Genomic DNA, 12528 nt, shown 5'->3' with positions numbered 1-12528 from the left:
GCAGCATATCGCCCTGATCCAGCGCAATCGCATACTCGCCACGCGTAAACTCGCGTGCCTTCTGCACAAAGTCCTGCATCGTGCCGGTATGCGGAACCTTGTTGTGATACCAGGCGATCGCTGCATAGCTGGGGATATAACGCTTCGTATCCAGGTCATAGCCCGGCGAGTTCACAAAGTAGTTCAGCACTGACGACAGCAGCGTCACGCCATTGAAAGCAATGCCATCATTGTTCAGCGAAGCCACCAGCGCAGCCGAACGTGGCGTGCCATAGCTCTCGCCAAACAAATACTTCGGCGAAGCCCAGCGCTGATTCACCGTGATGTAGCGCGTAATGAACTTGTTGAACGCGCGTACGTCCTGATCCACACCCTGGAAGTCCGCAGCCTTACCCTTGCCCACCAGACGCGAATAACCCGTCAAAGGCGCATCGATAAATACGAGATCGCTCTTATCGATCAGGCTGTACTGGTTCTGCACCCACTCATACGGCGGCGCACCGGAAGCTTCGGGGCTCTTGGTAAGAACGCGAATCGGCCCCATCGAACCCATGTGCAACCAGATCGTCGCCGAACCAGGCCCACCGTTGTAAAAGAACGTCACCGGACGCGACTTTGCAGGCACACCGTCCTCGGTGTAAGCCACGTAAGACATCGTGCCGATAGGCTTGGAATCCTGTCCCTCACCATTGATCAGCAGAACGCCAACCGTTGCGGTGTAGTGCACAGGACGTGAGCCCGCAGTCCACTCATGATGAGTCACAGAGGTGGTCTCAGCCGGAATCGGCAACTCACCTTCCGCAGCATTCGCAGCAGGTGCAGCAGCATTCCCCGCACGACCACGCTGCGGAGTCGCAGTCGCATTCGCCGCAGGTGCGTCAGGCTTCGCAGCAGATGTGGCTTCCTGCGCGCAGAGCGAGAAGGGCAGCAGCAAAAACGAAAGCGCGGATAAAGCAATAAGTCGAGCGCGCGGGTCCAAAGGGAAGGTCCTCCGTTACAGAAACTGTTTTATCGATAATCAGAGAGTAGACGACAACCCATACCTCCGGCGCGACAAATTCCGCAACAAGCTTCAAAGGCCGTCATCAACAGAGTTCAAAGGTAGTCATTCTGGCTCTGAGCCTGGCGAAGGGAAAGAATCCCGCCACACTTCATCGCACCAATGCTGCTGATCCATTTCAGTCACAAATGCAAACCAGCTTCGCGAAAGCGCAGCGGCCTGTCGTTATAATTGCGCCGAAAAAGAAAGGGAAACAAATGCCACAGGACAATGCAAAGATCGTCCGTGAATTTGTACAGGAAGTTATCTCGAACGGAAACATTGAAGCGGCTTCCAGATACGCTTGGGAAGATGTTGTCGAGCAGGTTCCACTTCCCGGCCAGGGACCCGGCTTGGAAGGTTTGAAGGATGTCATCCGCGCCATGCGAACCGGTTTTCCGGACATCGTCTTCTCCATTTACGAGCAGGTAAGTGAAGGCGACAAAGTCGTCAGCCGCTTTGAATGGACGGGCACGCACCGTGGCAACTTCCTCGGCATCCCTCCCACGGAACGGCCCGTACGAGTATGGGGAATTGTCATTGATCGTTTGGAAGAAGGCCGCATCAAAGACACCCGCATCATCATGGACACCATCGGCCTCATGACCCAGTTAGGTGTCCTGCCCGCCTCACCCACACCCTAGCGGACAAACACTAACGGTCGATAATTGATGCCAGCGAAGCTCATACGCATAACGCGTACGTCTTCGGAAGGGCAGGGCTTCAGCCCTGCCGTAAAAGCACCACGAGAAAAGGGGCTTCAGCCCCTGAGGGAATTCACCTTCACCACGGTCTTCCCAGCGAAGCTCGTATGGTCAAAGACCGTCATCCTGAACGAAGCGAAGCGTAGCTGAAGGACCTGCTTTCCTCTCAACCCTCTCCAACGCCGAATGGAAAGCAAAACCACTCACCTACAATCAACAAAGGCCCGCTCTTTGTTGACCTCTATCCGAACCCGTCTCATCATCGCCGCGCCAACCATCACAGCCATAAGCTTGATGGCCGGAAACGCCGGTCTTCTCCTGCGACGAGGTCTCCATCCAAATCTCGAAACCGCCGTGGGCTTTCTATGGATCGCGTCCGATTACGCGCTTCGACAAAAATCGCGTCATCCCATCGCTGCACCAAGACTCAACGCTGCAGGAGTCATCCTCGGAAGCCTTCTACTTTCCGCAAGCGGTCTCCATGCGGGCAATGTCGACTGGAATCGAGTAAGAACCCCTCTCGGCTACATCCCCGCAGCCGCAGTCGTAGGTTTCCAGAATGAATTGCGTCGGCTTGGCCAACGCCTTTCCGCATCACGCTCCGGCATTGCGAAGTTTGTAGGAACAACGTTGAGGCATCCCTATGCACTCTCTGCACTCCTGTGCTCGTACGGCGTCATAGAGTTAATGAAAAGCGCCCTGCACGCACAGGATCGTGGACTCATAGCCATCAGCGCCGCATACGGCGTGGGAACATTCTTCCTGTCGCTGTTGGACTATGGGCGGTCAGACGTTGGAGTGAACTCATCAGCGCAACGGTTTCATCTACAAGAAAACCAGTCGGCATGACTGGTAGGTAAACTCCAATTCACTTCTGGAGACGAGGAAAGTCATGAAGGAGTGCGTAACTGTACTCGCTGCTTTGCTGGTTTGGAATGCTTCTCTGTTTGCGGAGCAACACTGTAATGCCGTTGGGGCAAAGGACGTGAAGATTCATCAAGCCCAGGTGGAAGTTCAAATGCCTCCACAGATACAGCCTGTACTTGCAAGTGATGGTCGGCGTCACCTGGCTTATGAGCTACATATCACCAACTTCAACTCGGAAGCGTCTCCTATAACGCTCGAGCGCATTTCGGTATTTGCGAACAGAGCATCGCAGCCGTTGTTTCAATGGAAAGGGCATGCACTGGGTGCTCTGCTGGTGCATCCGCAGGAAATCAACTCGGATGGAATACCAATAGAGCAAGGCCGTCGCAAAGTTCTTTACCTATGGCTAACGCTGCCTGAGGGAGCAACAAACAAGCCGCTTCGGCAGCAGTTGGACTTCTGTGGACCGGCAGGTGAGTTACAGCAAGCAAATATTACGATTCCGGTTTCGAGTAGGCCTGTGGTGGAGGTTGGACCGCCCTTGAGGGGTGGAAGATGGCTCGCAACTGAAGGACCGGGCAATGCGCGCTCACATCATTGGGGAAGCTTGGTAGCCGTGAATGGAGAGGTAACCATTCCGCAAAGGTTCGCAATTGATTGGTTTGGCTTGGATGAATCCAATCACTCCATACGGGGCCAGCACGCATCATTAGGTGCAACTCTTGACCCGGACTGGTTTGGCTTTAACAGGGAAGTACTAGCGATAGCGGATGGGGTAGTGCGAGACATTCGCAATGACGCTCCAGATGGTACTCCCTTGACGCCGCAGGAAGTCCCTGAAGACCTGACCGCGCGCAGCTTGTATGGCAACTATGTTGTATTGGAAATCGCGCCCGGCATATACGCGCACTATGCTCATCTGCGCAAAGGAAGCGTTACTGTTAGACCGGGGCAGCACATCCGACGCGGGGCTGTGATCGGACGGCTTGGACAAACCGGTTCTGCGGGCGCGCCCCATTTGCATTTTCAGGTAAGCGACAAAACCACTTTCGAAGAATCGGAAGGTTTGCCATTCACCATCACGACATTCAAGCTTCTGGGAAAGACAAAAATCGAGACTACATTTGACCCGCAGGTGCCTGTTCCTCTTGAACCAGTTCCTCCGGGAACGCACCACGGCCAGATGCCGTTGGACGGTGATGTTGTCCAATTTCCGTAGCCGATGCATATGTCCGCTGCAGAGTGCTTAGAGTGAAAGCTGTCAAGCCCCACAACCACTCAACCCCAACAAACCAAAAGAAATAGAGTTGGCATGCTATTTCCGTAGAACAACTAAAATAGAAACAAGGGAAATAGCTAAAAGCCAACAGCCAACAGCTAAAGGCTTTAGAAAGACGATTTTGCCCCTAACCCCAATAGCAAGACGATTTTACAGCCACTAGATCCGTAAACCGTTTAGAAAGACGATTTTAGAAAAACAGGGGGAGGGGGGTACCCTAGGGGATATGCAGCAAAAGCCAATCCGCACGCTCGATAGTCGCATCGTTTACCAGAACAAATGGTCTCGTGTCCGTGAGGACAGCATTGAACGATCCAACGGTCAGCGTGGCATCTACGGCGTTCTGGATAAGGATCCTGCCTGCATCATCATCCCGCTGGAGCACACTCCCCAAGGTGACTTCCTGACGCTGGTACATCAATACCGCTACACGGTCGAAGGCAGCTACTACGAGTTCCCGCAGGGCGGTTGGGAGCAGGGCGAAGACGTGGACATTGAGGCCCTCGCCCGCGGCGAACTCCGCGAAGAGACCGGCCTCCGCGCAGGGAAGATGACCCGCCTCGCAGCCAACTGGATCGCCTACGGCGCTATGCGCCAGCGCCACCACGTCTGGCTGGCAGAGGAGTTGACACAGGGCGAGGCGGAACTGGAGGCCGAGGAAGACGGCCTGACCGTACACCGGGTCAACGTCGACGAGTTCGAACAAATGATCTTCGACGGTCGCGTGGAAGACAATTGCACACTCGCAGCGTGGGCAACATATCTTGTGTGGAAGCGCCGCGGTTAGTGAATCGTCTTCATCCGCCGGTTCATGAAGTCCTGCAACACATAGCTGCCTAAGCGATCCGGACTGGTGAAGTAAGCCTTGCCCTTGCACATCGCGCTGACCTTCTGCACAAACTGCATCAGGGCAAAGTCCTGCGCCAGCATGAAGGTGTTGATCACGATGTTGCTGCGCTTGCAGCGGTTCACCTCTTCCAGAGTCTCGGCAATCACCATGGGATCAAGGCCGAAGGCGTTGCGGTAGATGCGGCCATCGTCCAGCGTAAGCGCGGACGGCTTGCCATCCGTGATCATCACGATCTGCTTCATGTCCTTGTTGCTGCGTGCAAGGATGCGCCGCGCTAGCCGCAGACCCTCGCGCGTGTTCGTGTAGTAAGGCCCAACCTTCACACGCGCGACTGCCTGTATCGGCAACTCCTCTGCGGAGTCGTGGAACAGCACCAGGTGCAGCGAGTCACCGGGGAACTGCGTACGGATCAGGTGCGACAACGCCATCGCCACACGCTTGGCCGGCGTAAACCGATCCTCGCCATACAGGATCATGGAGTGCGAACAATCCAGCATCACTACCGTCGCGCACGACGACTGGTATTCGCTCTGATGGATCACCAGGTCGCTGTACTCCACATTCAGCGGCACGCTCAGACCCTCGCGCTGCAGGGCGCTGGACAACGTGGCATTCACATCCAGGTTCATCACATCGCCGAACTCATACGGCTTGGACGATCCACTCGCCTCAATACCGCTGGCCTCATACCGAGTGTCATGCCGCCCGCTGATCGAGCGTCCCATTCCACCCAGCAGGTCCCGCAGGGACTTGTAGCTGAGGAAGTCCATGCTCTTGTCGGTGACGTGGAAGCGAGCTTCCCCCTGCGGCGGTGCAGGCTGTGCAATCTCCCCCGGCCCCGCCTGCCCCTGCATCTCCGTAGCCTCCCCCTCCTGCTTCTGGATGTAGTCCCCCTGCTGCATCCGCTCCACGAGTGAATCCAGCATTTCTTCGCGCTGCTCTTGATTCATTTCGTCGTACTGCTGCTGCATCTCTTCATCGAGGAAGTCGCCGGACTCCATCACCTGCTTGATGGCTTCGCGCAGGTTCTCCATCGTGTGATCGCCATTGAGCTCCTGGAACTCTGACCACGGATCATGGAATCCGCTATCCAGCAGAAAGTCTCCGAGAGCTTCCATCAGGTCATCAAGACCAATGCCTCCGGCAAAGTCGCCCTGGAACTTCGTGTAGCGCGTACGCTTCATGCACTTCGTGCCGTTCTCGACGCGCTCCGCGCGTGTGGTTTAGGCAGCCATTCGTTGGTGCGTCAAGGAAAGACGCAAGGGTTTAGTTGAAGCCGCGCTTGCTGCGGTTGCGGTTTTGCCAGTCTTCGCGTTCACGCTCGCGAACCTCTTCGTGGAAGTTCTGTGCTCGTTCCTTGCGTGTCTGTTTCTCCGCGGCGGTAAAGCTGCGCTCCTCTGTACGGCTAATGCGCTTGTGCGCTGTCATGCCTTCCAGCAGGAACTCTGCAGCAGACACAAGCACTTCGGCGGATGCACGATTCGGTAGCGACAACGGCTTCAGCTTGTCGAAGAGCCCCTGAATCTGCTGTAACTCCTTCAGCGAATCCTCTGCTGCTACTGCATCGGAGAGTTGTACCGTTCCACCAAGATTGAACCACTGTTCAATCTGCTGCGTGTTGGCCTCAGCGAAGTAGCCATCGAAGGTGCGTTGTACTGCGGTACGAATCACATCACGCACAACAGTGTCAGCGCCGCGCATCTCGCCTTCATATTCCAGCTCGATCTTGCCAGTGATACCTGGCATTGCCGTGTAGATGTCGCCAATGCGTGGCACCGCAACCGTCTCACCATGCTGCAATGCACGCCGTTCTGCGTTGGACAGCGCAAGCTCCATCACAGAGATAGGCAGCCGTTGCGATACACCACTGCGCTTGTCCACGCGCTTGTCTTCACGGGCAACGAATGCGATCTGCTCGACTACTTCGCGGATGTATCGCGGAATGTGTAGATCGAGAGCAGCGCGTGTGCTCCACGCTTCCTGTTCCGTCACGGAGACGGCTTGTTCCAGTGAATCAAGATAGTGCGTGCGAATCTCGGAACCGATGCGGTCTTTGAGCGGTGTCACAATCTTGCCGCGTGCCGTGTAGTCTTCCGGATTGGCAGAGAAGGTAAGTGCAACATCCAACTGCAGGCGTACGGGATAACCCTTAATCTGCACGTCGCCTTCCTGCATGATGTTGAACAGTGCCACCTGAATCTTGCCAGCAAGGTCAGGTATTTCATTGACTGCGAAGATGCCGCGATTGGCACGTGGCAGCAGGCCGTAATGCATGGTGAGTTCACTGCTCAGCAACTCGCCGGACTTAGCGGCTTTGATGGGATCAACATCGCCGATAAGATCTGCAACCGTAACATCTGGAGTCGCCAGTTTCTCCACGTAGCGTTCATCTGGAGTAAGCCACGCAATCGGAGTTGCATCGCCCTTCTCAGCGATCAGTAGCTTTGCATACGCCGAGAGTGGAACGTACGGATTGTCACGAATCTCAGAACCTGCAACGTAAGGCACAACAGGATCGAGCAGCGTAGTAAGGCCGCGCAGGATGCGGCTCTTCGCCTGTCCTCGTAAACCCAACAGGATGAAGTTGTGACGCGACAGAACTGCATTCACGATCTGCGGCAGCACAGTGTCTTCATAACCGACGATGCCCGGAAAGATAGTTTCCTTGGCGCGCAGCTTTGCAATCAGGTTGTCGCGTAGTTCGTCTTTGACGGAACGCGATACTCGGTCGATGGTCCACTCGCTGTTGCGAAGTTCGCCAAGTGTCTGCGGAAGATGCGACGGAATTGTGTGTTGTGTGGCCATCGGAGTAAGTATAGGACTCCGATACACATCATTTGGTCGCAGCGGTTCTCCCTGCCGCAAGGTAATCGATAACTATAGCCGTAGCGCACAGCGTATTCGGGCTAGCGAAAACTACGCACGTCATAGCGATTCAGTGCGTTAGCCTATCTCTGCCAGCGGAAGCCCATGACGCCAGGGATGGCACGCAAGGCATCCAACCCAATGGGACGAAGGATGTTGCCGGTGTTTGGTGCGTGCCACATCAACTCCACGCGCACCTGCGCCAGGTGAGTGGGCGAATCGTACTCTGATGCCCAACTGATGACTTGGCAATGAGCCGCTTCTATAGCCGAACGCAATTGCTGTTCGGAAGGGCCGGCGTCTGCGCAGATCAGCGTGAGGATGCCGGTGTGGCTGCGGGGGATGGACGCTTCAAGAGGGCGCAGCACAATCAGGATGAACGCTGCCAGCATTGTCCCCACAATGCCCAGCACAAGCTGACCGCCGCCGAAGAGAAGCCCCAGTATGGTGCTGTACCAAAGTGTGGCCGCAGTGGTGACGCCGATGGCAGTGTTCTCTTTTTTCAGGATCGCACCCGCACCAATGAAACCAATGCCGGAGAGGACACCAAGCGGAAGGCGCATCAGGTCCAGTCCGATATAAGAGGTGGACGAGCGGTTGTCCATAGGCAGCAGTAAATTGACCTGCAACATCATCAGCGTGGCCGCAATGGTGACCAGCATGGTGGTGCGCATGCCCGCGGGGCGACTGTGTTCATCGCGGTTCAGGCCAATCAGCATACTGGCCACAGTCGCCAACAGCAGTCTGATGGCAATTTGAGAAGGCGTGATGTGGAGTGGCATCGTGGTCACGAAAGTTTAGTGCAGGGAGAGATCAGTAGCCCAGCTCTAATTCATCCAGCAGAGCACCCATTTCCGAAGAGGCGTGACGATTGCCGGTGCGTTGCGCTGCCGCGAGTCCATCCTGCAGGCGCTGTTTTGCTTCGTCTGTGCGATGTAGCTTGGCCAGCGTCTGTCCGCTCATCTGGTAGGCGGGAACGTAATCGGGGTTGTGCTGGATGGTGGCGGTAAACTCTTCCAGCGCCTTTTCCGGGTTGTTCTGCGAAAGGTGCTCCATGGCCAGGCCGTAACGGGCAAAGCTATCGGCTGGGTTGGCCTGCAGAATTTCGGTGAGCATTGCAATCTTGTCCATGTTCCTATTGGACGCTGGAACAGCACAGCACGGCAAGCGGTCGTACACTGGTAAACGATGGAAGATCGGCACAGGACGGTAGCGGAGTCTCAGGCAGAACGCAGCGAGATTATCTTTCCCGGCGATGCAAACTCGCTCGGCAATCTCTTTGGCGGGAGGCTGATGCAGTTTATCGACCTTGTCGGTGCGGTGGCTGCGTATCGTCATGCGCGTTCCACGGCTGTTGTCACCGCGAGCATGGATCATCTGGATTTTGTCGCGCCTGTTCATGTCGGCGATTTGCTTATCCTGAAGGCCAGTGTGAATCGCGCCTTTAAGAGCAGCATGGAAGTAGGCGTGAAAGCCATGGTGGAAGATCCGAAGACGCGGCTTCTGCGCCATGTGTCCACGGCATACATCACGTATGTCGCCGTGGATCAGACAGGAACGCCGGTCGTGGTCGATCCGGTGATACCGGAGACGGAGCACCAGAAACGGCGCTACGAAGATGCTCTGCGTCGTCGCGAAAGTCGCGCGGACGAGACGCAACGGAAGCGCGATTTGCGCAAGATTCTTACCAGTGACTGGCACGTTTAGTCAGAACGATTTTTAGACAGGAAGAACGATGGGACACATGGGACAGGGCGCGCCGCAGGGGCCGCAGGCGTTGCCGGGAATCGGCGCAGTGGTGGCAGTAGGCAGCGGCAAGGGCGGCGTGGGCAAAACCACCGTCAGTGTGAATCTGGCGATTGCACTGGCCAAACTGGGCAAGCGCGTTGGATTGATTGACGCCGACATCTACGGCCCGAATGTGCCGACGATGATGGGCCAGACGCGCCAGCCGTCGGTCACAGAAGACTCCATGATGGAACCGTTGGAGAGCTTCGGTGTGAAGTTTATCTCTGTGGGGCTGATTTCGCCCGGCGATAAGCCCCTGGTCATGCGTGGACCTATGCTCCATCAGATCATCCGCCAGTTTTTGCAGCAGGTGAAGTGGGGCGAGCTGGATTACCTGATCGTCGATCTGCCTCCGGGAACAGGCGATGTTGTGATCTCGCTGGTGCAGACAGTGCCGCTGACAGGCGCAGTTGTTGTATCGACGGGGTCAGGTGTCGCACTGCAGGATGCTCGCAAGGCGCTGGAGATGTTCCACCAGGTGAACGTTGAAGTACTTGGCCTGGTTGAGAATATGTCTCAGATGCGTTTGCCCAACGGCGAAGTTATCGACGTCTTTGGCGCAGGCGGCACCGCGAGCACAGCACGCCAGTACAACCTGCCGTTCCTCGGCTCGGTTGATCTTGATCCGGCGATTCGCGCTGGTGGTGATCGCGGTTTGCCTGTATCGCTCGCTGGTGAAGATGATGCACGCGCGAAGGCTTACTTCGATATCGCTCGCGAGGTAATGGAGCGTGTCGAGGAAGTGCAGGAAGAATCGCAGGACGTGCTGGAGATCAACTAGCTCCAGCATGATTTCCAAACCGCATCTCTTCGTTTTGACAGGTGGTCCCGGAGCAGGGAAGACAACTCTGCTGAAGGAACTGGAACATCGCGGCATGCGCACGGTTCCTGAAGTTGCTCGTCAGATCATTCAGGAGGAGGTGGCTTCCGGAGGGACTGCTCTTCCGTGGGCTGACCGTGAGGCTTATACAGAGTTGATGCTGGAGCGCTCCATCCGTTCGTTTGAGAACGAGATGGATTCCGGTGCTGCAGTCTGCGACCGTGGCATTCCGGACACACTCTGTTATGCGCGGTTATGCGGGTTTGAGGAAACCGCGGTTGCTGCCGCATGCAGACAGTATCGGTATTCCCGTACCGTCTTCTTTGCGCCCGCTTGGGAGGAGATTTATGCGGCTGACGATGAGCGGCGACAGGAATTTGCAGAAGCTGTACGGACTTCGGAATTGATGTTAAGTATTTACGAGGAATGTGGTTACGAGATCACTTTCCTACCGCTTACAGACGTTAAGCAAAGAGCGGAATTCGTGCTGAATCACCTGGCCGATATTTCACGCGTCAAGGTTGCGTCTCTTTGACTCATATTTGGGCTGCGGACACGGTAAAATAAAAATCGATGGCGGATCTGCGCGAAACCGGCTGGGGTTTGCATGCGCGGCAGCAGGCGATTCTGGCTGCCGCCATTGAACTGTACGTGCAGACCGGTGAACCGGTGGCATCGCAGGCGATTGCGACTGTTAGTGGATTGAGTTCGGCTACGGTTCGCAATGTGATGTCGGAGCTGGCCGATGCGGGCATGTTGGAACAGCCGCACACATCAGCAGGACGCATTCCCACGGCTCGAGCGTTTCGCTTGCATGTGGAACAGATTCGCGGAGCGAACCGTATTGCGCCTCGTTGGCTTCCAGTGGAATCGCGCACACAGATTGACGCGCAGTTGCAGGGTCTTGGTGGCATTGGAGCGTTCTTTGAACGCACGCCGCAGGTACTTGCTGCGTTGTCCAGTGGTGTGGGACTGGCGTTGGCAACTGCGCAGCCTGGTGATCTTTTGGAGCATGTTCACTTTCAGCGGTTGGCATTGAAGAAGGTGCTTGCAGTTGTTGTCACGCGTAGCGGCGCGGTGCGGGATCGTGTGCTTTTGCTGGAGCGCGATCTTTCCATGAGTGATCTGGAAACTGCGTCGCGGTATCTGAACGAGAACTTCCGTGGATGGGATGTAGAGCGTGTGCGTGCAGAGATTGCCGCGCGTGCCGAACGTGAACGCAGCGAGTATCAGCGACTGTTGCAGGCCGCGGAGGAGTTGTGGTCGCGCGCAGTGCCGGACGACCGATCGTTGGGACAGAGCGTCTATGTGGAAGGTGTCTCAAACCTGCTGGGCGCTGCCGATAAGGACGGTGTGCGGTTGCGCGAGATGCTGGCAGCGCTGGAAGCGAAGGAACGCGTCGTCGCCCTGCTAACGGCGTATGTGAATTCGGAAGAGCGCAGCGTGCGCGTGATCTTCAATATGGAAGAGTGCGTGCCAGAGATGCAGGGCATGGTGCTGGTTGCCGCGCCTGCCGTGGTGGATGGCACGGTGCGCGGCACGGTAGGTGTGCTGGCGACGCAGCGCATGCATTACGAGAACACCATCAACGCCGTGGGGTACGTGGCGCAGATGTTTGCGCAGGCCGGAAACGACACTGGCAATCCGTCATAACGAACGCATTTGCGCACCGTGTTAAGACAGGCTTTGAGATGTTTGCAGATCGATATAGGAAGTGGATAGGCATGAAGGGATCAGAAGAAACAACTGCAGCAACGGATCAGGAGATGGTAAGCGCGGCGGAAGCGGAAGAGAGCAACACTGCCGCAGAAGCGGAGGCGGTTACCGTGTTGCAGAGCGAATACGATCAGATCAAAGGCGAGCGCGATCAGTATGCCGATCGCCTGGCGCGTCTGCAGGCAGAGTTTGACAACGCCCGCAAGCGTGAAGCCAAGGAGCGCGCCGAGTTTCGCGATTACGCCGTGGGGAACGCTGCAGAAGGATTTCTCGGCGTGCTGGATAATTTCCAACTCGCGCTGAAGTCGACAGGATCTCCGGAGCAATTTCGTGCGGGCATTGAACTCATCGCCAAGCAGTTGGATGATGCCGTCCGCAATCTTGGCGTGACGGCAGTGGAGACCGTTGGCCAGCAGTTTGACCCGCGCACGATGGAGGCGCTCGGTTCCGTGGAAACGGCTGAGCATCCGGACGATGCTGTGGTGGACGAAATCCGTAAGGGCTACCGCATCAAGGAGCGCCTGCTGCGCCCCGCACTGGTGCGTGTAGCAAAAAATACTCAGACGCATCAGGCGTAAGCATTGCTGTTGTTGCAGTAAG

The 12528-nt window shown here is 56.3% G+C and carries 14 protein-coding genes; 9 read left to right on the top strand and 5 right to left on the bottom strand.

From position 1 onward, the window contains the following. Window positions 1-979: S10 family serine carboxypeptidase-like protein (locus JAO32_RS13955; protein ID WP_443082599.1), on the bottom strand; the 979-nt coding region annotated here is incomplete at its 3' end. Between the two features lie 278 nt (window positions 980-1257). Between JAO32_RS13955 and JAO32_RS13950 the strand changes: the two genes are divergently transcribed. The 4 genes from JAO32_RS13950 to JAO32_RS13935 all read left to right on the top strand — a co-directional run bounded on the left by JAO32_RS13950 (window position 1258) and on the right by JAO32_RS13935 (window position 4676). After that, window positions 1258-1683: an ester cyclase gene (locus JAO32_RS13950; RefSeq protein WP_334241408.1), complete on the top strand. Its 426-nt coding sequence runs from the start codon at window positions 1258-1260 to the stop codon at window positions 1681-1683. A 354-nt stretch (window positions 1684-2037) separates the two neighbouring features. Beyond that, the gene (locus JAO32_RS13945; protein ID WP_334241406.1) at window positions 2038-2592 is read left to right on the top strand and encodes a hypothetical protein; all 555 of its coding nucleotides are present in this window, start codon (window positions 2038-2040) and stop codon (window positions 2590-2592) included. Between the two features lie 136 nt (window positions 2593-2728). Further along, window positions 2729-3829: a M23 family metallopeptidase gene (locus JAO32_RS13940; protein ID WP_334241404.1), complete on the top strand. Its 1101-nt coding sequence runs from the start codon at window positions 2729-2731 to the stop codon at window positions 3827-3829. Window positions 3830-4115: 286 nt separating this feature from the next. After that, window positions 4116-4676 carry an NUDIX hydrolase gene (locus JAO32_RS13935; RefSeq protein ID WP_334241401.1) on the top strand — a complete coding sequence of 187 codons (561 nt, stop codon included), beginning with the start codon at window positions 4116-4118 and terminating at the stop codon, window positions 4674-4676. Here JAO32_RS13935 and JAO32_RS13930 read toward each other — a convergent pair. The 4 genes from JAO32_RS13930 to JAO32_RS13915 form a co-directional block, all read right to left on the bottom strand. Further along, the gene (locus tag JAO32_RS13930; protein WP_334241399.1) at window positions 4673-5923 is read right to left on the bottom strand and encodes a vWA domain-containing protein; all 1251 of its coding nucleotides are present in this window, start codon (window positions 5921-5923) and stop codon (window positions 4673-4675) included. The genes JAO32_RS13935 and JAO32_RS13930 overlap by 4 nt on opposite strands. A gap of 82 nt (window positions 5924-6005) precedes the next feature. After that, a complete protein-coding gene (locus tag JAO32_RS13925; RefSeq protein ID WP_334241398.1) occupies window positions 6006-7544 on the bottom strand; it encodes a magnesium chelatase in 1539 nt (512 codons plus the stop codon). A gap of 143 nt (window positions 7545-7687) precedes the next feature. Next, entirely contained in the window at window positions 7688-8341 is a 654-nt protein-coding gene (locus JAO32_RS13920; protein ID WP_334241396.1) for an MgtC/SapB family protein, read from the bottom strand. Window positions 8342-8417: 76 nt separating this feature from the next. Continuing rightward, window positions 8418-8735, bottom strand: coding sequence for a tetratricopeptide repeat protein (locus JAO32_RS13915; RefSeq protein ID WP_334241394.1), 318 nt, complete (start codon window positions 8733-8735; stop codon window positions 8418-8420). 57 nt (window positions 8736-8792) lie between these two features. On the opposite strand from JAO32_RS13915, the gene JAO32_RS13910 reads away from it, so the two are divergent. The 5 genes from JAO32_RS13910 to JAO32_RS13890 all read left to right on the top strand — a co-directional run bounded on the left by JAO32_RS13910 (window position 8793) and on the right by JAO32_RS13890 (window position 12506). Next, window positions 8793-9311 carry an acyl-CoA thioesterase gene (locus JAO32_RS13910; protein WP_334241391.1) on the top strand — a complete coding sequence of 173 codons (519 nt, stop codon included), beginning with the start codon at window positions 8793-8795 and terminating at the stop codon, window positions 9309-9311. Window positions 9312-9339: 28 nt separating this feature from the next. Then, window positions 9340-10173, top strand: a complete 834-nt coding sequence (locus JAO32_RS13905) for an Mrp/NBP35 family ATP-binding protein (RefSeq protein ID WP_334241390.1) — start codon at window positions 9340-9342, stop codon at window positions 10171-10173. A gap of 7 nt (window positions 10174-10180) precedes the next feature. Beyond that, complete coding sequence (locus JAO32_RS13900) at window positions 10181-10747, top strand: AAA family ATPase (protein ID WP_334241388.1); 567 nt, start codon at window positions 10181-10183, stop codon at window positions 10745-10747. A 38-nt stretch (window positions 10748-10785) separates the two neighbouring features. Further along, complete coding sequence (hrcA, locus tag JAO32_RS13895) at window positions 10786-11865, top strand: heat-inducible transcriptional repressor HrcA (RefSeq protein ID WP_334241385.1); 1080 nt, start codon at window positions 10786-10788, stop codon at window positions 11863-11865. A 71-nt stretch (window positions 11866-11936) separates the two neighbouring features. Beyond that, window positions 11937-12506: a nucleotide exchange factor GrpE gene (locus JAO32_RS13890; RefSeq protein WP_334241383.1), complete on the top strand. Its 570-nt coding sequence runs from the start codon at window positions 11937-11939 to the stop codon at window positions 12504-12506. Window positions 12507-12528 lie beyond the last annotated feature (22 nt).

This window comes from Terriglobus sp. ADX1 (genome assembly GCF_036877645.1).
Lineage (GTDB): Bacteria > Acidobacteriota > Terriglobia > Terriglobales > Acidobacteriaceae > Terriglobus.
Note: the sequence above shows the minus strand (reverse complement) of the source record. Positions and strands in the feature narration are given on the sequence as shown.